This window comes from Bradyrhizobium sp. UFLA05-89, assembly GCF_059803475.1.
Genome location: NZ_JBANBA010000132.1, coordinates 1 through 22625 on the forward strand (window position 1 = coordinate 1; position 22625 = coordinate 22625).

The window sequence follows — 22625 nt, forward strand, 5'->3', positions numbered from 1 at the left end:
GGCTCCAGCCCGTCGACCAGAAGCCTGCTGTTCCGCTTCTTCCAGACGCCGTCGATCATCACGGCCTCGATATTGGCAAGGCTCGTCTGCATGACGACCGTGGCGACGGGATCGTGGACCGGAAAGAGATTGAGATCGGAGGCATTGATGACCACGAGGTCGGCAAGCTTGCCCGGCGTCAGTGAGCCGATCTCGCTGTCGCGGCCAAGCATGCGGGCGCCTTCCAGCGTGATCCAGCGCAGCGCCTCGCGCGCCGGAATCGTCGTCGTCGCCGGAATGCTGCCGCTGGCCTTGCGCGACTCGGCATTGTCGAGCGCCCGCTGCATCGACAGCGCGACACGCGCGGCGGAGAAGAGATCGCCGGCCAGCACGGATTCGAGATCAATGCCGATCGTCGGCCGGACGCCGCGATTCAGGAGCCGTCCCGTAATCGGGAAGCCGTGACCCTGGATCATCTCGTTTTCCGGCGTCACCGAGAACGACGCACCGAGATCGACGAGACGTTGCAGGAGGTCGTCGGAGAGATCGTTGCCGTGGACGATATTGACGCCCGCACCGACGAGGCCGACCTCGATCAGCTTCTCCCAGCCGCCAGGGGTCTTGGGCGGACCGCCGCCCTGGTGCATCGATGCGATCAGGCCAAGCTCCCGCGCCAGGCCGAAGTCATGCATGGCGACGTCGAGCGTCGAATAATGCGGGCCGAGAATGGCAAGTCCGAGCGTGACGAGGCCGCCACGGTTGGCGAGGGGACCCGCCAGCAGCCGCTCGACCTCGCGGCGCGGATGCGGGATCTCGGAGAAATGCGGCTCGCCGGGTTTTGGCTCGGGCTTCGGTGAGCCGTGGAAGAAAGCGGCCCGGATACCGCTCTCAATCAGACCTCGCACCGCGGCATCAGTGTGGTCAGGTGTCGGATTGTTGTGGCACCAATCGACCAGCGTCGTGGTGCCCTGATTGATCTGATTCAGTGCGCCGACGAGGGTTGCGATATAGATGTCGCCGGGCCGGAACACGGTCGCCAGCCCCGCATGCATGCGGCGGAAATATTCGAGTAGCGTCCAGTTCGCGGCAAACCCGCGCAAGCCCGTCTGCCAGGTGTGCATATGCGCGTTGATCAGACCCGGGATGACGATGCGCCCCGTGCCGTCGATGACATCGGTGCCGGCCGCTCCGCTGCCAAGCTCGATGCCGGTGCGCACGTCAACGATCCGGTTGCCCTCGACGAGCACATCGCCGGCCCGGAGATCGCCGATGGCTTCATCCATGCTGATGATGGTTGCCGATTTGATCAGCGTGCGCCGCATCGCCTCAGGCCGTCGCTTTGGTTGCGACCGGCGGCTCGCCCGCCCAGGCGCGCGCGATGAGGTCGCGAATGGCGTTCCGCTCGAGCGGGCGCGGATTCCAATAGGCGTTCGTGACTGCGAGATCCGCCGCCTTGTCGATACCGCCCTCGGGCATGCCGATGTCGCGCAGGGCCAGCTTTGCATTCAGCCGCTTGGCAAGGTCGTAAAGCCCTCGCGATGCATCGGCCGCGCCGATCGCGCGTGAGATGCGCATCATGGCATCGGGCACGGCGGGCGCATTGTAGGCCAGCGCATGCGGCAGCACGATGGTGTGGGTCTCAGCGTGCGGCAGATCGAACGTGCCGCCGAGCGTGTGGCAGAGCTTGTGATGCAAGGCCATGCCGACGGTACCGAGGCAGACGCCGCAGAGCCAGGCGCCATAGAGCGCTTCGGTGCGGGCCTCGCGGTCGTCGCTCTTCGCGGCAATGGCGGGGAGGGCACGCGCTAGCGCGCGGATGCCTTCCTCCGCCATCAGCGAGGTCACGGGATTGGCGTCGCGTGCATAAAGCGCTTCGACCGCGTGCGCGATCGCATTGATGCCGGAGGTCGCTGCCAGGCCGACCGGAAGCGTCAAAGTGAGGTCGACATCGTAGATCACGGTCTCCGGCAGCACGGCCGCGTCGCGCACCGTGGTCTTAAGGCCGTTCTCGGTCTGGCCGATGATCGGCGTCATCTCCGAGCCGGCATAGGTGGTGGGGATGCAGAGCTGATTGACGCCGGTGCGTAACGCCAGCGCCTTGCCAAGGCCCGTGGTCGAGCCGCCGCCGAGCGAGACGACGCAGTCCGCCTCGCAGACCTTCATCGCGGCGAGCGCCTGCGCGGTGACCTCGACCGGCGTGTGCATGGTCGCGCCGGCAAAGAGGCCGGCATAGAGCGGGCCGAGCGCAGCGCCGAGGTTCTTGCCTTGCGCCTCCTGCTGCGGCGTCGTCAGCACCAGCGCGCGCTTGCCGCCCAGCCGCTCGACCTCGGCCTTGGCTGCCGCAAGCGTTCCGCTGCCGAATACGACGCGGCAGGGGAGATTTTCAAAGGTGAATGAACCGATCATGCGCCGGTCTCTTTGATGGGATAATCGACCTGGAAGCGGCCGATCCGCAAGTCGCCGAGCGCCTCGCGGACGCGCAGGTGCTCCGGATGGGTTGCATAGGCCTGAAGGGCGGCCTGATCGGCAAATTCGGAGAACAACACGACGTCGCAGGCGTAGTCGACATCGCTGACGTCGAGGCCGACCTCAATATGGGTGAGGCCATCGATCTGGCCCTTCAGGCCCTCGAAAAGGGTTTTGACCTTGAGCCGGGCCGCGGAGCGCTCCGCGGGCGTCTCCCCGCGCAGCCGCCACATCACGATGTGCCTGATCGGGCCCGACATTTTCCTGATTTCCTCGCCGCTCGTCTTGCTGTTTGGGGTATTTTGCCTTGCAGAAATCGGAAATAAAGGCCAAAAATCGTAAGTCTCTTTTCCGATTTATGCAAAAATGGACCGTCTTCTTCAACTCGAGGTCTTCTCCAAAACGGCCGAGCTCGGCAGCCTTTCCAAGGCGGCCGAAACATTGCGAATGTCGAATGCCGCCGCGAGCCGGCATCTCAGCGCGCTGGAGGAGCGGCTCGCGGTGAGGCTGATCGAGCGCAACACGCGCCGGCAGTGGCTGACGGAAGCAGGGCAGGAACTCTTGCAGCGTTGCAGCACGCTCTTGAACGAGCTTGCCGAGGCCGAAGACGCGGTATCGGACCGCGCGCTGTCGCCGAAGGGCGTGCTGCGGGTCACGAGTTCGCTGTCGTTTGCGATGATCTATCTCGCGCCGATGCTGCCGGCGTTCCGCGCGCTCTATCCAAAGCTCAGCGTGCAGATCATCACCGCCAACCGCTATCCCGATTTCATCGAGGCGGGCATCGACGTCGCGATCCGTACCAGGGAGCACGAGCCCGACTCCAACATCGTCGTCCGCCGCATCGGCCAGATGCGGCGCGTGCTGGCGGCAGCTCCCTCCTATCTCGCGAGGCAGGGCCGGCCGGAGCACCCGGCAGATCTCGCCCGCCACGACATGCTGATCTACAACCTCGCCAACGATCCCTATTCGCTGCGGCTCAGCAAGGACAATGCGGCCCAGACCATCCGCATCGCGCCGACGCTCGACAGCAATGACGGCCAGGTGATCCGCGGCGCCGCGCTCGCAGGCCTCGGCATCCTCGTCCAGCCGCTCTATATCGTGCAGGGCGACATTTCCTCGGGACAACTCGTGCCGCTGTTGATGGACTGGGAGCTGCCCTTGCTCACCATGAACATCGCCTACCAGAACCGCGTCAGGCTGCCCGCCAAGATCAGGGTGTTTTCCGACTTCCTGGTCAATCACATCCGCGAGCATTCGCAGGCGGGAATCTGGATGGAGCCGAAGGAGCGCGTCCCCTATGAAACGCGATAGCTGGTAGACGTAGTCTCGCAGCGAAGGTGGCCCAGCATTTGCGAAGGGTTGCGTATCGGCTCAGGATCTCATTGTATGGCTTGGGCATGAATGCCCGCAGTCGATATGATATCAGGAGAGATTGATGCGCTTGGGAGCCGTGCTTTTCGCTCTTGCCCTTGTGACGGGCCCGGTTGCAGCCGAAGACCTCGGAGGCACCCTCGAGAAGGTCAAGGAGACGAAGAAGATCACTCTGGGCTACCAGGAAGCGTCCATTCCCTTCAGCTATCTGGACGGGGACCAGAAGCCCGTTGGCTTTGCGCTCGATATCTGCCTCAAAATCGTCGATGCCGTGAAGAAGCAGCTCGGCCTGCCTGACATCGCTGTCGAGTTCACGCCGGTGACGTCGTCGAACCGTATCCCGCTGATGGTCAACGGCACGCTCGACCTGCATTGCTCGGCGACCACCAACAACGCCGATCGCCAGAAGCAGGTGGCCTTCACCAACACGCACTTCCTTAGCGCGACGCGATTTGCCGCTAAGAAAGCGCAGAAGCTCGATACGATCGATGACCTCAAGGGCAAGTCAGTCACAGCGGTGGCGGGATCGGTGAATTTGAACCAGCTTGCCAAGGTCAATACCCAGCGCAACCTCGGGATCAATATTCTGCCGGCCAAGGACCAGGCCGAGGGTTTTCTGATGCTGGAGACCGACCGCGCGCAGGCCTATGCGCTCGACGACGTGCAGCTCGCGGTAGCGATCGCGCGTTCGAAGGAGCCGTCGCTCTACATGATCAGCGACGAGAGCTTCTCGAAGGCTGAGCCATTCGGGATCATGCTGCGCAAGGACGACGCGCCGTTCAAGGCGCTTGCCGACCGCGCGACCGCCGAGCTCTACCAGAGCCCGGAGATCGAGGTGCTCTACAAGAAGTGGCTGCAATCGCCGGTGCCGCCGAACGGGATCAATTTCAACGTCCCGATGTCGCCGGCGCTCCGCAACGCCTTCAAGAAGCCCAGCTCGAGCTACGATCCGGAGGTTTACGACGCCAACTGAGGCAGGCGCCTAGCGCGCCCGAGGCGAGGCGGGCAAGCGGCAGGCCAGTGCCGCTCCCATTGCCGCGATGCCCGCCATCGCGAGCGCCCAGACGACGAACAGCCGATGACCGATCAGCGCGCCGCTCAGGAGCGGCGCGGTGATGTTGGCGCCCGACATCAGCGACTGGTTGAGGCCCATGATCATGCCCTGGCGGTTGATCGCGGCGCTGCGTGACAATTCCGCCGTCAGCGTGCTGCGGGTGAACATGGTGCCGATGATGATTAACGTCAGGAATATGGCGAGCAGGCTGTTGCTGTTTCCGATCGCGAGGCCGGAAAATCCCAGCGCCATGCATGCGAATGCCAGCAGCACGATGCCGCGGTCGGATGCAAAGCGGTTCGCGCGCGTAATCAGCAGGCCCTGGACAACCATGTTGATGAAGCCGGCATAGGCGAATACCCAGCCGAGCTCGCGCGCGCCGAAGGGATGCCCGTCCCATGAGAACCGCGCCGACAGGAATAGGCCGATCTGCGACAGGAACATCGAGTTGACGAAGAAGAACACGATCAGGAGGCCGAGCACCCGCCACGCATGACGCATGCCGACGATCGCGCGTGTCACCTCCGCTTGGGGAACGCGGTGATGATAGAGCGGCTCGGAGGCAGGATGGTCGGGCGGCAGCAAGGCGACGGTCGCCAAAATGCTGATGAGCGATAGTGCCGCGGCGGCCCATACCGGCGCGGTGTCACCGTAATGGACGAGAAAGCCGGAAAGCGCCGGTCCCAGCAACAGTCCCGTTCCGATCGCTCCGCTGGTCATCCCGAGCGCCTGCTTGCGCGTCGACGGCGCGCTGTGCTCGGCCGCATAGGCATGCGCCACCGAGATATTGCCCGAGGTCAGACCGTCGATGATCCGGGCGAGAAAGACCAGGGTCAGGTTGGTTGCAAGCGCGAGCAGGGTAAAGCCGACGAACGTACCGATCTGGCTGACGAGCAGGACCTTGCGGCGGCCATAGCGGTCCGAGAGCATGCCCACCACCGGTCCGGCTATGAGTTGGCAGACGGCGTAGGCCGAGATCAGCATGCCCAGCATGAACGGTGTCGCGCCGAGCCGCAGCGAGTAGAATGGGAGCAGGGGCAGGATGATCCCCAATCCCGTGGCATCCACGGCCACCACGACAAAGGTCGGCACGAGCGACAGGCTGCTGTCGCCGTGCAGCGCCTGGCCTGCCTCCGTCGTGGAACCCGCGCTCATGGTGCGTCGGTCTCGTTCGCTTTCCCGTGATCAGTCGCAATAATCCGACGTATATAGTTGCCTCCTAATAGTTTGTGTCCTATCTAATTTGCATGGCTCCCTCGCAGTCCCATATCCACGCCGAGATTGGCCGGTTGATTGCGCGCCTTGGCCGCATCTGGCGTCGCGAGTCGGACCAGGCGCTGTCGGATCACGACCTGTCCTATGCGACCGCGATTCCACTTCTGTTGCTGTCCCGGCAGGGAACTTCGGTGCGCCAGGGCGTACTCGCCGACGAATTGGGGATCGAGGGCCCCTCGCTGGTGCGGCTGATCGATCTTCTGGAGGCCGAGGGGTTCGTAGAACGCCGCGAGGATCCGACCGACCGACGTGCCAAAACGCTACATCTCACAGCAACGGGTGACGCCAAGGTCGAGGAGATCAATCGCGTGTTGCGGCGGGTGCGGGCGAGCCTGCTCAAGGATATCGGAGCCGAGGAACTTGCGATAACCTTCGCGACGCTCCAGCGCATCGAGCAGCGCGCCAACCGCCTGCATGACGCGAAGACTGGTTCAGAGGCGAAATAGTCATGCGCGCTGACGAGCCGTTCCTGGTCCGCCACGCGGACCTCATCTTTGCCTTGAAGACGTTTGCCGCGTCGATGCTGGCGCTCGTCATCGCACTGTGGATCGACCTGCCGCGGCCCTATTGGGCGATGGCGACCGTCTACATCACCTCGCAGCCGCTCGCCGGCGCGACCAGTTCGAAGGCATTCTTCCGTGTGATCGGGACGCTCGTCGGAGCCACGGCGACGGTGGCCATGGTGCCCAATCTCGTCGACGCGCCGGAGCTGCTCTGTCTCGCAATCGCACTTTGGGTCGGTCTTTGCCTTTACGTCTCGCTGCTCGACGGCACGCCGCGCAGCTACCTCTTCATGCTGGCCGGCTACACGGTTGCGCTGATCGGCTTTCCCTCGGTTTCAGATCCCGGAAACATCTTTGACATCGCGATTGCGCGGGTGGAGGAGATCTCGCTCGGCATCATCTGTGCGAGCCTGGTCTCGACCATCGTGTTTCCCCGCAGCGTCGCCCCGGCTGTCGCTGCGCGGGTCGACAACTGGCTCAGGGACGCGCGCCTCCTGAGCCACGACACATTGCTGGGTCGCGGCACCGTTGAGGCGCGCCGCGCGCTCCGGCTGCGCCTTGCCACCGACATTGTCGAGATCGGCACGCTTGCAATCCATCTCGGCTATGACCGCGTGGCGGACGCCGAAGCCGTGACCGGCCTTCGCGAGATCCGCATGCGGATGCTGATGCTCTTGCCCGTGATCGCCTCGACTGAGGATCGGCTGGCCGCCCTTGGCGAACGTGGCCTCCAGGCACAGCCCGAGCTGAAACGCCTGCTTTGGGATCTCGGCACATGGGTCTCGGAGGACGCGCGGCTGCCGGCCGGCCCGATCCGCGCCACGATCGAGGCGCGGCAGGCGGCACTCGACGGCAACGCTTCCTGGGAGCGGATCATCACGACCAGCCTCCTATCGCGGTTGCGCGAGTTCGTCGATCTCTCCCGTGACTGCCGCGCGCTGAGCGAGGCGATCGCGGCAGGCCGCAGGATTTCGACGGTCGATCTCGCCTTCCAGCCCGAGGCTGGTGCTGCGGCCGTGCGTCATCGCGACCGCGGCCTCGCGCTGTGGTCGGCGGCCGGTGCCGTCATCGCCATCCTGATCTGCTGCGCCTTCTGGATCGGGACCGCCTGGCCGGACGGCGCCTCGGCGCCGATGATGGCGGCAGTGGCCTGTTGCTTTTTCGCCGCCCAGGACGAGCCCGCACGCTTCATCCGTCGCTTTGGCCTGTGGTCGCTGGTCGCGATCGTCGTGGTCGCGATCTATTTGTTCGCGGTGGTGCCTGCGATCTCCGATATCGAGGTCTTGATCCTCGCGCTGGCGCCGACCTTCCTGCTCTACGGCCTCCTGATCGCGCGGCCAGCGACTGCAAGCAGCGGCTCGGCGCTCGCGGTCAACACCGCGACGCTGCTCGCGTTGCAATCCACCTGCAGCGCGGACTTTGGTGCCTTCGCCAATTCCACCATCGCCTTCTTTCTCGGCATCGTCGCCGCGGAGGTGGTGACCAGGATCGCGCGCGGGGTGGGGGCCGAGTGGATCGCCAAGCGCTTGGTGCTGTCGAGCTGGAAGACGCTCGCGGTTGCCGCCGAACGCCGCGGCAAGCATGATCGCGCGGAATTTGCGGGCCTGATGCTGCACCGAATGGGATTGCTCGTGCAGCGTATCGCCTTCGTCTCGGAGGCCGACCGTCGCGACACCGAGAGCCTGGCGCAGCTCCGCATCGGGCTCAACATCATACATCTTCGGCGGGCTCGCTACGGCCTAGCTGCATCCACGCTCTTCGTTCTCGACGACATGCTCGACCAACTCGCCGTCGCATTCCGCAGCTATGCCGGCGGCGGCATGCCGACTGAGCTCCTGACGCGCATCGACGCTGCGCTCGCCGCGGCCGTCGAGGATCCCAACCCGCAGGCGCGGGAGGACGCGCTGCTCGGGCTCGTGGGCATCCGGCGAGGGCTGTTTCCGGGAGCGCCGGCTTATCGCCCGCAGCGAGGGGAGAGCTTTGCGGCATGAGGTATGAGATCGACATTTATGGCGTGCTCGTCCCGGCGCTGCTCTTGTGGCTGATTGTGGCCTTTGCGCTCAGCGCTCTCTTGCGCCGGCTGATGCAGCGCTTCGGCCTCTACCGGCTGGTCTGGCATCGCGCGCTGTTCAATTTCGCGCTGTTCGTCTGCATTCTCGGCGGCGTCGTCTATCTTTCGGAGTTTCTGCCATGAAAGGGAGTTTTGGGTGGCTCGGTCGCGTGGCTCTGACCATGCTGGTCGTCGTCGCGGCGCTCGCCGTTGGCCGCGGGCTTTGGGCCTATTACATGGAGTCGCCCTGGACGCGCGACGGGCGCGTCCGCGCCGACGTGGTCCAGGTTGCGCCCGACGTGTCGGGTTTCGTGACGGAGATTCTGGTCAAGGACAACCAGAAGGTTCATCGCGGCGACGTGCTGTTCCGCATCGATCGGGAACGCTTTGCGTTGGCACTGCAACAGGCCGACGCCGCACTTGCCGGCCATCGCGCGACGCTCGACCAGGCCAATGCCGACCTCAAGCGCTACAGCGCGCTCACCACCGACGCGGTCTCGCAGCAGAAGCAGGAACAGGTGCTGGCCACGCAGTTGCAGGCCAAGGCGGCCTACGATCAGGTGGTCGCCGACCGAGCGGTGGCCCAACTCAATCTCGATCGCAGCGACGTGCGGGCCTCAGTGAACGGCATCATCACCAACATGGACTTGCGGCCCGGCGCGTATGTGACGGCCGGGAAGGGCGTGATGGCGCTCGTCGACACCGACACGCTACACGTCGAGGGCTACTTCGAGGAGACCAAGCTCGCGCGCATCCGCATTGGCGACAAGGTGCAGGTCCGCCTCATGGGTGAGCCTACCAGGCTCACCGGTCATGTCGAAAGCATTGCGGCCGGGATCGAGGATCGCGACCGCGCTGCGGGCGCGAATTTGCTCGCTAACGTCAACCCGACGTTCAGCTGGGTGCGCCTGGCGCAGCGCGTTCCCGTGCGAATCGCGCTTGACCAGATCCCCGACAACATCGCACTGGTCGCCGGCCGCTCGGCGACCGTCGAGGTGCTGAACTAGAGCATGATCCGGACCTGAAGGGCCTCGTTAGCGCAAAGTGTGAAGCGGTTTTCCCTCGCGACAAACGCGGAACGCGTTTGCGCGGAGATCTTGCTCGAACAAAAAACTACCAGGTCGCGGTGAAGGCCTTCTGAAGCTCGGCCGGGGCGGTGACGCCGCTCGCGATCAGGAGCTGGGTGAGGACGCGCGCCTTCTGCGGGTTCAGGTCCTCGGAAACGACAAAGCCGTTCTTGTCGTCGTCGACTTCGACGTTGCGCGTGACGAAGCCGGAGCGGACGCGCGTGGCGCGGACGATGATGATGCCCTTCTTTGCGGCCGCCTCGAGCGCGTCAAGTGCGGACTTCGACGTGTTGCCGTCGCCGACGCCTGCGAGCACGATGCCCTTTGCGCCGTGCGAAATCGCGTCCTCGATCGGAATGGCATCCATGTTGGCATGGGAGTAGATGATCTCGACGCGGGGCAATGGATCGCTTGCCGGCAGCGTATAGGTCGCACGCTTCGCACCCGGCGCCTGCGCCATGAAGCGAACGCCACCGGCGGTGTCGACATAGCCGATCGGCCCGTCGTTGGGCGACATGAACGTCTCGATGCTCGTGGTGTTGGTCTTGGTCACCGAGCGGGCGCTCTGGATCTTGTCGTTCAACACGGCCATGACGCCCCGCCCGCGAGAACGCGGATCGCCGGCGACCTGGAAGGCTTCATAGAGATTGCCAGGACCATCCGCGCTGACCGCCGTGGCCGGACGCATCGAGCCCACGATGACGACCGGCTTGTCGCCCTTGACCACGTTATCAAGGAAAAACGCGGTCTCCTCCAGCGTATCCGTGCCGTGGGTGATGACGACCGCATCGGCCTCGTTCTTGTCGAACGCCTGCTGGATGCGACGGGCTAGCGCAAACCAGACCTTGTCGTTCATGTCCTGCGACCCGATCGACGAAATCTGCTCGGCATTCACGCTCGCGAGCTTGTCGAGGCCCGGGACCGAGGCGACCAGTTGCTCACCGGTGATCTGACCGGATTTGTAGGCGCCTGCTGCGCGTGGATCGGCTTGACCCGCGATGGTCCCGCCGGTTGCGAGCACGAGAATACGCGGCAGATTACCCGAGTCTGCGGCATGTGCCGCCGTATTGATCGTGAACGATGAGGCCGCAAGCGCGATCACTAGAATGGAGAGCATCGCGATCAGGCTCTGGCGGCGGCTTGCTGATGTCAGGGTGTCCTTCGTCATTGAAATGATCTCCCGTCAAGGCTTCGATGCCTGAATGGTCCCGCCGGCGCCGATCATGTTTTCCATCTGGCGACATTTTGTCAATCGATGATTGCCTTCCGGGATCGGTACGCGTCGCGACGAGGGCGGCTGCGGCACATCGGGATACGACAGCACGACATCCTCGAACGGGATCGATGGTCCCTTAGCCGCCCAAAAGCGCGCCCGCGTTGCGCATCCCGGCCTTTGTGGGCTAACTGGCGTGAGTTGTCGGAAGAGCAACGTCCGCCCCGGAGGAAGCATCGATGTCATTGGACAATCACAAGACCGGCACAGCCGGTGCATCCAACATCGACATCGCGACGCTCCGGGCGCGCTATCGCGACGAGCGCGACCGGCGTTTGCACGCCGAGGGCAAGGCGCAATATGTCGAGGTGACCGGCGAATTCGCCCACTATCTCGACGACCCCTGGGCCGAACCCGGCTTTACGCGACAGGCGATCAGCGAGGAGACGGAGGTCGTCGTTGTCGGTGGCGGCTTCGGTGGCCTGTTGTGCGGCGCGCGCTTACGTGAGGCCGGCGTCGACGATTTCCGTATCGTGGAAAAGGCCGCTGATTTCGGTGGCACCTGGTACTGGAATCGCTATCCGGGGGCTGCCTGCGATACCGAAAGCTACATCTATCTGCCGTTGCTGGAAGAGACCGGCTACATGCCGGTGCGCAAATATGCGCGCGCGCCGGAGATCTATGAGCACTCGCGCCGAATCGGCCGTCATTTCGGTCTTTATGAGCGCGCGTTGTTTCAGACCGTCATCTCGCGGATGGAATGGCGGGAGGAGGAGGCCCGCTGGCTGGTCGAGACCGACCGCGGCGACAGGATCCGTGCGCGCTTCGTCATTCTCGCCGGCGGTCCGCTAAGCCGGCCAAAGCTGCCGGGCATTCCCGGCATCGAAATGTTCAAAGGCCACAGTTTTCATACCAGCCGATGGGACTACGCTTACACCGGCGGCACCGCGGAAGGCGGGCTCATGGGACTGGCCGACAAGCGCGTCGGCATCATCGGCACCGGCGCGACCGCCGTGCAATGCGTGCCGCACCTCGGCCGCGCGGCAAAGGAGCTCTACGTCTTCCAGCGCACGCCATCGGCGATCGGCGTGCGCGACGATCGGCCGACGGATGATGCCTGGGCGAAGAGCCTGAAGCCCGGCTGGCAGCGCGAGCGGATGGACAATTTTACCGCTGTCATCTCCGGCGAGCCGTTTGAGGAGGATCTGGTGCAGGACGGCTGGACCGGTCTGCTCGGCGAAATCCTGCTCGCACCGCGTCGTCAGCCGGAGCCGGTGATCTCGCTCGAGCAGGCGCTCAAGGTGATCGAGCAGGCCGACTACCGGAAGATGCAGGAGATCCGCGCCCGCGTCGATGCCGTGGTGAAAAACCCCGCGGCCGCCGAAGCGCTGAAGCCCTGGTACAAGGCGTTTTGCAAGCGGCCGTGCTTCCACGACGAATATCTCGACACCTTCAATCGCCCCAACGTGCATCTGGTCGATACCGAGGGCCACGGCGTCGAGCGGATCACGGAAAACGCCGTCATCGTCGACGGCAAGGCCTTTGAGCTGGACTGCCTGATCTACGCCAGCGGTTTCGAAGTCGGCACCGATTATGCCCGCCGCATGGGGTTTGAACTCTATGGCCGCGGCGGCCTCAGCCTGACTGAGCGCTGGCGCGAAGGCGTGAAGACGATGCACGGCTTTTACAGCCGGGGTTTCCCCAACTGCTTCCTGATCATGACGGTGCAGGCCGGCCAGAGCGCCAACTTCCCGCACATCATCGACGAGCAGTCGCGCCACATCGCCTACGTGATCAACCAGGCGCGCAAGCGCGGCGCGAGAACGCTGGAGCCGACGCTCGCCGCCGAAAACGCCTGGGTCGAGGAGGTCGTCAAGGCCGCGATCGGCCGGCAGACCTATCTCGCCGAATGCACACCCGGCTATTACAACAACGAAGGCGTGTTCGATCCGATCGCCGCGCGCAACAGCCAGTATTGGCGCGGGCCGGTGGCGTTCCTGCGGCTGCTCGAGAAGTGGCGCAAGGAGGGCAATCTTGAGGGGCTGGAATTGACCTATGCGACCGCTGCCGAGATCGGCAGCTCTCCGGTGCCGGCTTGAGCGACATGTCACCGACGCTCAGCGGCGCGACGCGGCTCTATGTCATCGTCGGCGATCCCATCGCCCAGGTGCGCTCGCCCGCAGGGCTCACCGCCGCCTTCGCCGCACGTGGTCATGACGGCATCCTCGTCCCCATCCAGGTCGCGCCAGCCGATCTGCCCGATTTCCTCGCGGTGGCGAGGCGGCTGAAGAATCTCGACGGCATCGTCGCAACCATCCCGCATAAGTTCGCTTGCTACCAGGCCAGCGCCAGCGCCACCGACCGCGCGCATTTCCTGCGTACCGTGAACTTGATGCGCCGCCGCGCGGATGGCGCCTGGCATGGCGACATGGTGGACGGGCTCGGCTTCGTCGGTGCGGCGCGTGCGAAGGGGATAGAGCCTGAGGGGATGCGCGCGCTGCTGGTCGGGGCGGGCGGTGCCGGCTCGGCCATTGCACTCGAACTGGTCGAGGCCCGCGTTCGCGAGATCGCCATTCACGATGCGGCGACGGAGCGCCGCGATGTGCTGATCGAGCAGTTGAACAAGCTCGGCAAAGGTCGTGCGTCGGCCGGGTCGATCGATCCCGCCGGCTACGACTTCGTGGCCAACGCCACGCCGGCCGGCATGAGGGAAGGCGACCCGCTGCCGGTCGACGTCGCAAAACTGGCGTCGTCAACCTATTGCGGCTGTGTCATCACCAAGCCGGAGGTCTCGCCCTTCATCGCCGCCGCGCGAAAGATCGGCTGTGTCACGGCGACGGGCGCCGACATGTATCAACAGCACCAGAGCATCATGGTGGACTTTCTGCTCGGCGGATGACCTCGCCAATGTCAAGCGTCGCACCGAGCGTTGTTTGCGCGCGGTGGGGCTTGAGCGATCGGAGCTGGCGTAGGATCATGCCGTGAAGGCAGGCGAATGCCGGCCGTCGGTTGGTTGCGAGCAGGGCGGATGCCCCGAACAGAGGAATGAAAATGAACAGGGGCAGCATCATTGCAACGGCCGCGCTCGGCGCGATCGCACTGTTCGCACAACTCGGGGCAGCCGGCGCCGCGCAGTGTGGCAACGGGCCCGGCGGCTTCGAAGGCTGGAAGCGTGCGTTCGGCGAAGAGGCCCGTGGCAAGGGCATCGGCGCGACCGGCATCGGCGCGTTGATGCAGACCAATTATGCCAGCGCGACCATTGCGGCCGATCGCAGCCAGCACAGTTTTTCGCTCTCCCTCGACCAATTCATGGCCAAGCGCGGTGCCTCGACCATCGTGGCGCGTGGGCGCTCGCTCAAGCAGTCGCAGGCTGCCTTGTTTGCCTCGATCCAGCAGCGCTACGGCGTGCCACCGGGGCCGCTGATCGCAATCTGGGGGATGGAGACGGGCTTCGGCAGCCAGCGCGGCAACCAGAACATGCTGTCCTCGATAGCGACCCTCGCCTATGACTGCCGCCGGCCGGAGTTCTTTACCGACCAGCTCTATGCTGCTCTGAAGCTGATTGATCGTGGCTCGATGTCGCCCGGCCAGCGCGGCTCGATGCATGGCGAGGTCGGCCAGACCCAGTTCATGCCCAAGAACATCCTGGCCTATGGTACCGGCAATCTCGACAATGCCGCCAACGCGTTGAGTTCGACCGCGAATTTCCTAAGGGCGCATGGCTGGCGCGCGGGAGCCGGCTACCAGCCCGGCGAGCCGAACTTTGCGGCGATTGAAGCCTGGAATGCCGCCGGGGTCTACCAGAAGGCGATCGCGCTGATGGGGCGGCAGATCGATGGGGAGGGGGCGCGTTAGGCTTGATCCGGAAAAGTGCGGAGCGGTTTTCCGAAAAGATCATGCCCAAATTGGCGCGCCCCGTCTCAATAGTGCGACGTACGATAGGCGTCGAACGCGTGCGCTGCAAAAACGCCGATGCTGCAGAGGGCGAGGACGGCGGAGATCAGCTCGATCATAGCTCGTCCTCCCGCGTAGGAAGGGCGACGAGGTATTGGCCGCAGGAGTAGTCCCAGATCAGCTCGAGGAAGAATTGCATGGTGGCCGTCCCTGTATGATTTTGACGACCAGCATAGTGGGCGGTCTGTTTCAGGCGTGTTTCGTGGGTTCAGGGAAAGGGTTTCGTCGGAACCGCCAAGGACTCCACAGGCGGTGCGCGCATTCGCACCCGTTAACCACGCTATCACAGGTTGCGCCGTCCGTTGGGGTGTCCAAACCTTGCCGCTCTCCTGCAGGTGCTGGGCACGCCGAAAGTCTGCGAGGAAGTGGGGGCAGGGGCGGCTAGTCGCGTAATGCCATCGCCTGGCATCATGGCGCCGTCAGCGTGAACTCCATCTCTGCGACTTTCTGCTCGCCCACCCAGGTCTGCAGGACCCAGGTGCCGGGAACGGCTTCCCAATCCTCGTCGAGGCTGTAGCCGTGCAGCACGGTGCTGCCGATAGCCCAGCGCTCGGTGACATCGCCGCGCGAGAAGACCTCGCCTGTGCGCGGGCTGCGCACACCGCCGGATGGGAAGATTGTGATGCTCCTGACCGGCACCAGCGCTCCATCCGGTTTGCCGGTGAGGCGATATTCATAGCCGAAGCGAATGCCCTTGCGCGCCGGCACCGTCGTGGTGCTCAACGTGAATTGCCAGGCGACGCGATCGATCGTTCCGCTCGGCGGTCCCGCTGATTTGTCGGCGGCGAGGACCCTGGCCTCGTAGATCCCGAACTGCGGGATGTCGGCGCCCGTGACCGTCGGCACTCCGGCAGAGCCCGCTTGCGAGAAGACTGCGAACACGAGGGCTGCCGTCCCCCAAACATATGTCCGCGCACGCTTCGTGGACGCGCTCGCCGACCGGCGCACCGCGAAGGACCTGAATGCGTTACGGCGCACGATCGAGTCGCGAAATCGACAGGACTTGTCCGTTGGTAGCTGGAATAAACTTGTTGGCGACCAGGCCGGCGTCGCTTTCAGGCTCCAGCAGTGCGACGGCAAGGCCCGATAAGGGCTGATTGAATGGAATGAAGACATCGTTCGGCGTCAACACGATATCGGCCTTCTCCAGCGCATAAGTTCCCTTGATGATCGCTCCGGCACCTGTGTCGTCGCCGCGCACATCTTCCTTCACTCCCGAAGTAACGTCGGTGACCCGATAGTGTTCGCCTGGGACCACCGCAGCATTCGAAACGAGCTGAAAGGTCAGGCCAGCCCGCTTGATCGCGTCGATGGCCTGGGTGTCATCACGGCTGATGAGATAGCCGGCTGGTCGGGGGCGAGTCAGCGCCGGGTCGATCTTCAGCGCCGAGACCCACGTGACCGTAACGGGTTTATCCGCACCGGTCTTGGGGTCGACGAACACCATCTCACGCGATTCGGGATGTCCATGCGCGACGACCACGAGGGGCTTGTCGGACGTGGTCGCCTCGATTGAAGCCTGCTTCGACAACTGCATGAATGCGCCGGGATCCCTGGCCGCGAGTTGCAGGATGGCTTCGGCCGCAACGACATGCGTCTCGACCCGGCGCGCCAGATGCGCGCGCCCGAGCCCCACGCCGCGGGTTTCCAGCAGGAAACTGACGGCATTGCGCAAGCCGGCGACGTTGCGTCCGGTATCCGGTCCGATCCCGCCCATCGCGACGGGTGCGTCGGGACGACTGCCGTCGGTCGTGTGATACCAGTCATGCGTCAGACCATGCGTATCGAAGGCCTGCAAGATCGCCGGAAGGAATAGCTGGGATTCGGCCTTCTCCAGGCTCGGCGGAAGATTGGGGACCGTGGCGTATTGGATCATCGCGTCGATGCGCTGGACGCCGCCGACTTTCTCGATCCAGCGGCCGCCCACGGTGAATTCATGGCAATCCAGCACGAGTTGCGGATGGAATTGGTTGAACAGAGCGCCGATCGTCTGGATTTCCGGGGTTCGCAGCAGCGTATGATCCCGGTTGGGATCCATGCCGTTCGCCAGTCCGCGGACAAACGCTTCAGCGCCATCCGGATTGGCACGCGGGACCATGATGACGTCGATCGCAGCGAGGAGATCGGCGAGATCGCCAGCGCCGAGGCGCTGCGCCAGAACCAGGGCCGCTTCACCGCCGGCAGGTTCATTGCCGTGCTGCTGGCCGATGATGAGAACCACCGGCTTCGCTCCATTGCCTAGCGCGTTCTGATCGCGGGAGAAGAACAGAACGGGGAGCACGCGTCCTTGCTGGGAGCGGGCGCCCATCTCCATCCGCATGGTCGGCGACCTGGCCGCGAGCGCCTCCAGGAAGGCCATCAACTCGCGATGCGAGGTGAAATCCTGCTTTCCGGGCGCAAAGGCCGGCGTGGTGTAGTGCACCTCCGCATCGGGATAGCGCGCGGAGACCTCCGAAGTCTCCTGATAGACGGATGCGGGATTGAATTCCGCACGCGATATGGCGAAGGAGCCCAGAAAGACTGCGGCGGCGAACGTGCCGCGGACATAGCGCCGATAAAGCATTGATCACCCCCAGCGACATCGCAACTCTAAAGCAAATTGCCACAGCGGGGTGCCGGGTTATGCGCGATCCATGAGTAAATTGACGAATTTCGATGGCTGGTGAATTTGGATTCCCAGCCAGACTCCAGGTTCGCGATAATCTATTGATCGATCTTCGCTTTTTGTGGCAGCCGACGGTCTAGGTGAGCTACTTTGGACCACATCGGTGGACCATGCAACCGGCACGCTGCTAAAGCATCCGAAGCGCCGCATTACCGATCACCAGGAGTGTCGGATCGCCATTTGCCAGAGTCGCATCGAACCGGCCGTGGAGCTCGACCCGCCGCTAGAGGAGGGCGCTGTGGCGTCGAAATCGCCGGCCTCGCGTTGGGAGGCCGCGATTGGCCCTCATTCTGTGCCCGGGGCAAAATCCAAGCGCCACGTGTTGAAAGACCTGCCGACGGCGTGGGACCAAACCCTGTGGGAAAAAGGCGGTCGAAATCTGGACCCGTCCCGCGGATGTCGCAGAAGGGCCACTCAGCCAGGCAGTCACGGGGCGAGGCCGCTAGGCGGGCTTGCTACGCTTCGCCGTCTCGCACTGCTTGTTGCAGCCGGCATCGAGCCGCTTGCAGGGATTCCTTCATGCGCCTCGCCATGGCGTCAATCGCGGAATCCAGCGCGGCACATTAGTCCGAAAGCTCTCGTACTCCGTGCCGAATGTTTGCTTGAGCGTCGGTTCTTCGTACATCACCACAAAGAGATGAAAAAACAGCCAGAGTAGCGCGCCGTACCAAAGGAGATGTCCATCACCAAACAAAAGGGCCTGACCAAAAATGACTGCGACGACCGCGATGTAGATCGGATTTCGCACGTAGCGATAAAGGCCAGTCACTACGAGCTTTTGTGTCGGCGCGATCGGGGCGGGCGTCCCAAGCCCCTCCAGCGCAAAACGGGCAAATGAATCCACAAGTCCGGGCACTCCGACGATGATCAATATACCGCCGAGGATGCGGGTTAGATCGACGCCGAAAAAAGCTGGCCGAAATTCCCACTGTGTGACCCACCACGGGACGAAGCCTGCCAGCACCAACGGCGCAATGACGAAGAACAGAGCGGAGCCCAGGACAGCAATTGCTTTCGACATTGCGTACTCCTACGACCCGACAAGAATAGCTCAGCAAATCACTTTCTGCTTCGAGCATTGAACATGGCTCCGCAATTAGCTGTGCCGGCCGTCGAGTTCTCTTCACCTCGCTTCTGATCTTCAGGCTGAGTTCCTGTATGGGGCAAGCTGCGACTTAGCCGGGAGGGCCGTTCTTGGCGCAAAGCGGACCACAGTTGATCACTCCCGATCTTCCTTGTCTGAGCTAGATCAAATTGGCCTATGATGGATTGGATCGAGAGTTGAAGGGTTTCAAATAGTTAGAAGGTGGCGTGTGCACGACGTGTGCACCGGGAGATCAAGAGAAATCTATCGTCAGCAAGTGTGAGCGGTCTCTCATTTAAGTGATGCAGGCCAAGTGATGCAGGCGCTCGGCACTGTCATGGTGCTCGATCGATCCCTCTCAGAGACGGCCTTTCCCTCTCGCGGGCAGATTACGGCTGTAGTCGTTTCGCGCCGCCCGCAACATGCGTTCGTAATCTCACCGTCGGAAGGTGAGCACCTCAAGACACACGTCGGCCGCGTCACAAATGGCGACGCACGCATATTTCGGGAGAGGTGAACATGCGAAACCTAATCAAGACTGTGGCAGTGCTGGCCTTACTCGGCAGTCGCGGGGCCATCGCGCAGACGGTGGGAATTGCGAGATCACCCGCCGGATTCTCCACCGCTGCGACCGCACCCTCGTCACTGACGCAAGACACCCGGTTGATCGGTCGGGCGCCGGTCGGGCACCGCCAACCGCGAGTGCGCGATGTGCCGTCGCAGAGTCCCGGTGAGCTCGAGCGCCTCACTGACGAAGACGCAGCCATCGATCGCAAGCTCATCATCTGCCACGGTTGCTGACGTGGTGACGGCAGGCGGCGAAACGGTCGCGGGCAGCAAACCACTTGGACTGGTGGCGGAGGGACGAGAATCCGTTCCAACCCGCGCGCTCGGGTGCAGCGAGAGATTCTTCCATCTTTACTCGCTTGCCTTTCCCGTGCATTTTTGCCTCGTCGCCGAGATCGACGGAGCGTTGGATTCAGCCCGGCTCGCAGCGGCGCTGGACCAGGTTCGCAGGCGGCATTCCGCGCTCAGAGTCTGCATCGTCGACGATACCGAAACAGGACCAGCCTTCCATCGCGTCGACAATCCAATCGAGCTCCACACGGCTCCGGTCGCGGCAGCTCTAGCCTGGCGCGCCGTCGTGGAAATGGAGCTGAATGTGCCATTCGATGCTGCTCGAGGCCCGCTCATGCGAGCAATGGCCTTGTGGGCACCCGACGGTGCGTCGATCGTCCTGACGTTTCACCATGCGGCAATGGATGCCTTGTCCGCAACGCGTGTCCTCCATGACGTCTTGCGCGCGCTCGCCGGCGAAAGTCTCGGGGTCTTGCCGCCGTGTCCTCCGGTCGAAGAGATGATCGCGGGCTTTGCTCCTGGTCTGACCTTCGTCGGAAAGGACGTCTCACGCGCCGAAACCTCGTCGAAAGCTGGCGCTCAGGCCGCACCGGTCCCCGATAGGTTCATGGCGAATTTGGCGACCATGAAATGGGATAAGGAAGAGACCGCCCGCCTTCTACGATCCTGCAAGGCGAACGGAACGACCGTGCATGGCGCAATCTGTGCGGCTGCCTCACGCCACCTTCCAGCTTCCGACGCCAATGTCATCAGGCTGCACTGTCCTGTCGACCTAGGCAGGATCATGAGAAGCGAAGCCACCGGTTGCGGTGTATTCATTACCGCAGGTATCGTCGAGATTGCCACCTCCGAGCGGAGGTCGCTCTGGCAAGATGCTCGTGACATCGTGGATCGCCTCCGGACGGCGCGCTCACCCGCGGCGGTGGCCGGAATGTTGCAGTGGATCGCAGCCGAGATAGCGCCAACCGCAGGCAAAGAGAGCGTGGCGGCGTTGTTTGCTTCCCTGCCACAAAGCTCCGCAGTCATTTCGAACCTCGGTGTTTTGCCGCTTGCGGTTGAATACGGGACGTTGAAGCTCAAGGCAGTCTGGGGGCCGGCGCTGTTGACCAATCTTCCAGCCGACCGACAAACGATCGGCGTCAGCACGTTTGCCGGCCAGCTCCGTATGGTTCATCAGAGTTACGAGCCGATATCAGGCCTTCTGGAAGCCATCCGTGAGACGCTTCTCACCGCCTGTGGCTAGAGCTGCGGCAGTAATCGGCGGGCCGCCGGCTTCTCGAATATCAAACTCATGCTTTGTTGCTGGCCGTCATGTCGAGCGCGCGGTTGCGCGCCTTCCCAAAGCCATCCCGCATTGCAGCCGTAACCATGTCGAACGTCCTTGAAGTCGCGGGGTAATTGCGAGGCGCCATCCTGTGTCTTGCATGAGCCGCCCCTTCGGACGCCCCGAACAGCGGCTGGGTTTCACCAACGAGAGTGACAGATCACATGAAAATCCTCCTTGCTTCGACTCCCGCCACCGGCCATCTCAATCCGCTGCTTGCGATCGGACGTTTCCTGATCGCCGAAGGCCACGAGGTTGCCTTTCTGTCGGGGAGTGCTCTGCGCAGTCCCATCGAACGCATCGGCGCGAGATTTTACGCATTTCCGGCCGGCGCGGATTTCGACCTGCGTGACTTCGCGACGGTGGCTCCTGAATTGAAGACCATTCCGCCGGGGTTGGAATGGTTCCGCGTCGCCATGGAGCGGGTGTTCGTCGATGCCGTTCCCGGCCAGCACAAGGGCATGCAGCAGCTGCTGCAGGACTTCCCGGCCGAAATCATCGTCGGCGACGACATGATGTTCGGGGTCTTGCCCATGCTGCTCGGACCGCGATCGATGCGGCCGCCGATTGCGCTGTGTGGCACGTCGTTCTTGCATTGGCGTCGCGAGGATGGTGCGCCGAATTTTGCCGGCTTGCCGCCCGCAACCACGCGAGCGCAGCGTGACGACTACGCAGCAGTCTATCGTGAACATGACGAGCACCTTTATCAGCCGGTGGGCGATCGGTTGAACAGATTGCTGCAAGCCATGGGCGTCGGGCCATTGTCGATGCCCATGTTCGATTCGGTTGTCGAACTCGCCGATGCTTATCTGCAGCTCACCGTTCCGAGCTTCGAGTTTCCACGTAACTTTCCGGCCTCGGTACGTTTCGTCGGCAGGCCTCCAATCATTCCGGATCAGGCGCCGCTGCCACCCTGGGCCCATGAGCTCGACGGCTCGCGTAGGGTGGTGCTGGTAACCCAGGGAACGCTGGCCAATCACAATTTCGGCCTGCTGGTTGCGCCGACGCTGGCGGCGCTCGCCGATGAGCCTGACCTGCTCGTCGTTGCCACCGCAGGCGGGCGCCCCGTCGACGCCATCCCGGGTCCAATTCCGGCCAACGCGCGCCTTGCCCAATACCTGCCGTTCGAATGGATACTGCCCAAGGTCGACGCATTCGTTACCAATGGCGGCTACGGCAGCGTCAACCAGGCGATGAGCTTTGGCATTCCGCTTGTCACCGCCGGGTTGACGGAAGACAAGGCGGACGTGAACGCGCGGGTCGCATGGTCCGGCGTAGGGATCGACCTCGCGACCAACGAGCCGACGCCTGCCGCGCTGCGCCACGCCGTGCGAACCGTGCTCGATACCCCGACCTATCGTAGGCAGGCTTCTTCGATGGCCGACGAGTTCAACGGGATCAACACGCGCGCCGAGATTCTTCGGATCATTGGCGAGCTCGTGAATGCGCCGAAACATTCGGCCGCGCGGCAGGCCACGGCGACCGTAGTCACGCGCCGCCGCCGTGTCAGCATCCAGTAGGCATCCAACGTCGGACGGCGACGATGTTACGGCTGTAACACAACATCTCCCAATCGTCGCCGTTTCGCATTTTGCCGGCTTCAGGTCTCCGCGGGCGCGCCCCGCGGATGACCGCGGCCTTTCGGACTGTGAATACCCGACCCACTTGCCCGATGCCTCACGAGACGTTCCCACAGGGAAGCGCAACATATGCGGCATATGGCAAACTGATCACGATTCATCACGTCTCTGAGACCTTATGC

20 protein-coding genes and 1 pseudogene are annotated in these 22625 nt (G+C 63.5%); 13 read left to right on the forward strand and 8 right to left on the reverse strand.

Annotated features, from left to right (window positions below):
* The 3 genes from SO139_RS39925 to SO139_RS39935 form a co-directional block, all read right to left on the reverse strand.
* Window positions 1-1301: amidohydrolase family protein (locus tag SO139_RS39925; protein ID WP_498541758.1), on the reverse strand; the 1301-nt coding region annotated here is incomplete at its 3' end.
* 4 nt (window positions 1302-1305) lie between these two features.
* Entirely contained in the window at window positions 1306-2385 is a 1080-nt protein-coding gene (locus tag SO139_RS39930) for a maleylacetate reductase (RefSeq protein WP_449378801.1), read from the reverse strand.
* Window positions 2382-2705 (reverse strand): Dabb family protein, encoded by a 324-nt coding sequence (locus SO139_RS39935; RefSeq protein WP_449378800.1) that lies wholly within the window; start codon window positions 2703-2705, stop codon window positions 2382-2384. Before SO139_RS39935 ends, SO139_RS39930 begins: the two co-directional genes overlap by 4 nt.
* A 106-nt stretch (window positions 2706-2811) precedes the next feature.
* Between SO139_RS39935 and SO139_RS39940 the strand changes: the two genes are divergently transcribed.
* Complete coding sequence (locus SO139_RS39940) at window positions 2812-3756, forward strand: LysR family transcriptional regulator (RefSeq protein WP_449378799.1); 945 nt, start codon at window positions 2812-2814, stop codon at window positions 3754-3756.
* 124 nt (window positions 3757-3880) lie between these two features.
* Window positions 3881-4789, forward strand: coding sequence for an amino acid ABC transporter substrate-binding protein (locus SO139_RS39945; protein ID WP_449378798.1), 909 nt, complete (start codon window positions 3881-3883; stop codon window positions 4787-4789).
* A 9-nt stretch (window positions 4790-4798) separates the two neighbouring features.
* Here SO139_RS39945 and SO139_RS39950 read toward each other — a convergent pair whose 3' ends face one another.
* A complete protein-coding gene (locus SO139_RS39950) occupies window positions 4799-6025 on the reverse strand; it encodes an MFS transporter (RefSeq protein ID WP_449378797.1) in 1227 nt (408 codons plus the stop codon).
* Window positions 6026-6117: 92 nt separating this feature from the next.
* Here SO139_RS39950 and SO139_RS39955 point away from each other — a divergent pair, with 92 nt between their 5' ends.
* The 4 genes from SO139_RS39955 to SO139_RS39970 are packed head-to-tail and all read left to right on the forward strand — an operon-like array spanning window position 6118 to window position 9705.
* Window positions 6118-6591, forward strand: a complete 474-nt coding sequence (locus SO139_RS39955) for a MarR family winged helix-turn-helix transcriptional regulator (protein WP_449378796.1) — start codon at window positions 6118-6120, stop codon at window positions 6589-6591.
* A gap of 2 nt (window positions 6592-6593) precedes the next feature.
* Window positions 6594-8639: an FUSC family protein gene (locus SO139_RS39960; protein WP_498541759.1), complete on the forward strand. Its 2046-nt coding sequence runs from the start codon at window positions 6594-6596 to the stop codon at window positions 8637-8639.
* Window positions 8636-8842: a DUF1656 domain-containing protein gene (locus SO139_RS39965; protein ID WP_254094511.1), complete on the forward strand. Its 207-nt coding sequence runs from the start codon at window positions 8636-8638 to the stop codon at window positions 8840-8842. The genes SO139_RS39960 and SO139_RS39965 overlap by 4 nt, the downstream gene beginning before the upstream one ends.
* Window positions 8839-9705 carry an efflux RND transporter periplasmic adaptor subunit gene (locus tag SO139_RS39970; protein WP_449378794.1) on the forward strand — a complete coding sequence of 289 codons (867 nt, stop codon included), beginning with the start codon at window positions 8839-8841 and terminating at the stop codon, window positions 9703-9705. The genes SO139_RS39965 and SO139_RS39970 overlap by 4 nt, the downstream gene beginning before the upstream one ends.
* A gap of 106 nt (window positions 9706-9811) precedes the next feature.
* On the opposite strand, the gene SO139_RS39975 is transcribed toward SO139_RS39970, so the two are convergent.
* Window positions 9812-10933 (reverse strand): asparaginase, encoded by a 1122-nt coding sequence (locus tag SO139_RS39975; protein WP_449378793.1) that lies wholly within the window; start codon window positions 10931-10933, stop codon window positions 9812-9814.
* A 284-nt stretch (window positions 10934-11217) separates the two neighbouring features.
* Here SO139_RS39975 and SO139_RS39980 point away from each other — a divergent pair, with 284 nt between their 5' ends.
* From SO139_RS39980 to SO139_RS39990, 3 genes are all read left to right on the forward strand, one after another.
* A complete protein-coding gene (locus SO139_RS39980; RefSeq protein ID WP_498541760.1) occupies window positions 11218-13077 on the forward strand; it encodes a flavin-containing monooxygenase in 1860 nt (619 codons plus the stop codon).
* A gap of 5 nt (window positions 13078-13082) precedes the next feature.
* Window positions 13083-13877 carry a shikimate dehydrogenase family protein gene (locus tag SO139_RS39985; RefSeq protein ID WP_449378791.1) on the forward strand — a complete coding sequence of 265 codons (795 nt, stop codon included), beginning with the start codon at window positions 13083-13085 and terminating at the stop codon, window positions 13875-13877.
* Window positions 13878-14029: 152 nt separating this feature from the next.
* Window positions 14030-14833, forward strand: coding sequence for a lytic murein transglycosylase (locus SO139_RS39990; RefSeq protein WP_449378790.1), 804 nt, complete (start codon window positions 14030-14032; stop codon window positions 14831-14833).
* A 507-nt stretch (window positions 14834-15340) separates the two neighbouring features.
* Here the strand turns inward: SO139_RS39990 and SO139_RS39995 are convergent.
* The 3 genes from SO139_RS39995 to SO139_RS40005 form a co-directional block, all read right to left on the reverse strand.
* Complete coding sequence (locus SO139_RS39995) at window positions 15341-15814, reverse strand: DUF3859 domain-containing protein (protein ID WP_449378789.1); 474 nt, start codon at window positions 15812-15814, stop codon at window positions 15341-15343.
* An 85-nt stretch (window positions 15815-15899) separates the two neighbouring features.
* Window positions 15900-17495, reverse strand: coding sequence for a M14 family metallopeptidase (locus tag SO139_RS40000; protein WP_449378788.1), 1596 nt, complete (start codon window positions 17493-17495; stop codon window positions 15900-15902).
* A 619-nt stretch (window positions 17496-18114) separates the two neighbouring features.
* On the reverse strand, window positions 18115-18618 hold the full coding sequence (locus SO139_RS40005) for a methyltransferase family protein (protein WP_449378787.1): 504 nt from the start codon (window positions 18616-18618) through the stop codon (window positions 18115-18117).
* A gap of 582 nt (window positions 18619-19200) precedes the next feature.
* Between SO139_RS40005 and SO139_RS40010 the strand changes: the two genes are divergently transcribed.
* The 4 genes and pseudogenes from SO139_RS40010 to SO139_RS40025 all read left to right on the forward strand — a co-directional run bounded on the left by SO139_RS40010 (window position 19201) and on the right by SO139_RS40025 (window position 22383).
* Window positions 19201-19482, forward strand: coding sequence for a hypothetical protein (locus SO139_RS40010; RefSeq protein WP_474797057.1), 282 nt, complete (start codon window positions 19201-19203; stop codon window positions 19480-19482).
* Window positions 19391-19966: pseudogene (locus SO139_RS40015) on the forward strand (condensation domain-containing protein); the annotation flags it as partial. The gene SO139_RS40010 and the pseudogene SO139_RS40015, both read left to right, overlap by 92 nt.
* 72 nt (window positions 19967-20038) lie before the next feature.
* Complete coding sequence (locus tag SO139_RS40020) at window positions 20039-20782, forward strand: phthiocerol/phthiodiolone dimycocerosyl transferase family protein (RefSeq protein ID WP_474797071.1); 744 nt, start codon at window positions 20039-20041, stop codon at window positions 20780-20782.
* 245 nt (window positions 20783-21027) lie between these two features.
* Window positions 21028-22383 carry a glycosyltransferase gene (locus SO139_RS40025; RefSeq protein ID WP_449378785.1) on the forward strand — a complete coding sequence of 452 codons (1356 nt, stop codon included), beginning with the start codon at window positions 21028-21030 and terminating at the stop codon, window positions 22381-22383.
* Window positions 22384-22625 lie beyond the last annotated feature (242 nt).

Excerpts from the sequence above, each read along its gene's own strand:
- SO139_RS39980 (WP_498541760.1), top strand. The coding sequence starts at position 11,218 with ATGTCATTGGACAATCACAAGACCGGCACAGCCGGTGCATCCAACATC.
- SO139_RS39940 (WP_449378799.1), top strand. The coding sequence starts at position 2,812 with ATGGACCGTCTTCTTCAACTCGAGGTCTTCTCCAAAACGGCCGAGCTC.
- SO139_RS39930 (WP_449378801.1), bottom strand. The coding sequence starts at position 2,385 with ATGATCGGTTCATTCACCTTTGAAAATCTCCCCTGCCGCGTCGTATTC.
- SO139_RS40005 (WP_449378787.1), bottom strand. The coding sequence starts at position 18,618 with ATGTCGAAAGCAATTGCTGTCCTGGGCTCCGCTCTGTTCTTCGTCATT.
- SO139_RS39960 (WP_498541759.1), top strand. The coding sequence starts at position 6,594 with ATGCGCGCTGACGAGCCGTTCCTGGTCCGCCACGCGGACCTCATCTTT.
- SO139_RS39950 (WP_449378797.1), bottom strand. The coding sequence starts at position 6,025 with ATGAGCGCGGGTTCCACGACGGAGGCAGGCCAGGCGCTGCACGGCGAC.
- SO139_RS39955 (WP_449378796.1), top strand. The coding sequence starts at position 6,118 with ATGGCTCCCTCGCAGTCCCATATCCACGCCGAGATTGGCCGGTTGATT.
- SO139_RS39965 (WP_254094511.1), top strand. The coding sequence starts at position 8,636 with ATGAGGTATGAGATCGACATTTATGGCGTGCTCGTCCCGGCGCTGCTC.
- SO139_RS40000 (WP_449378788.1), bottom strand. The coding sequence starts at position 17,495 with ATGCTTTATCGGCGCTATGTCCGCGGCACGTTCGCCGCCGCAGTCTTT.
- SO139_RS40020 (WP_474797071.1), top strand. The coding sequence starts at position 20,039 with ATGATCGCGGGCTTTGCTCCTGGTCTGACCTTCGTCGGAAAGGACGTC.
- SO139_RS39945 (WP_449378798.1), top strand. The coding sequence starts at position 3,881 with ATGCGCTTGGGAGCCGTGCTTTTCGCTCTTGCCCTTGTGACGGGCCCG.
- SO139_RS39990 (WP_449378790.1), top strand. The coding sequence starts at position 14,030 with ATGAACAGGGGCAGCATCATTGCAACGGCCGCGCTCGGCGCGATCGCA.
- SO139_RS39970 (WP_449378794.1), top strand. The coding sequence starts at position 8,839 with ATGAAAGGGAGTTTTGGGTGGCTCGGTCGCGTGGCTCTGACCATGCTG.
- SO139_RS40010 (WP_474797057.1), top strand. The coding sequence starts at position 19,201 with ATGCGAAACCTAATCAAGACTGTGGCAGTGCTGGCCTTACTCGGCAGT.
- SO139_RS39985 (WP_449378791.1), top strand. The coding sequence starts at position 13,083 with ATGTCACCGACGCTCAGCGGCGCGACGCGGCTCTATGTCATCGTCGGC.
- SO139_RS39935 (WP_449378800.1), bottom strand. The coding sequence starts at position 2,705 with ATGTCGGGCCCGATCAGGCACATCGTGATGTGGCGGCTGCGCGGGGAG.
- SO139_RS40025 (WP_449378785.1), top strand. The coding sequence starts at position 21,028 with ATGAAAATCCTCCTTGCTTCGACTCCCGCCACCGGCCATCTCAATCCG.
- SO139_RS39975 (WP_449378793.1), bottom strand. The coding sequence starts at position 10,933 with ATGACGAAGGACACCCTGACATCAGCAAGCCGCCGCCAGAGCCTGATC.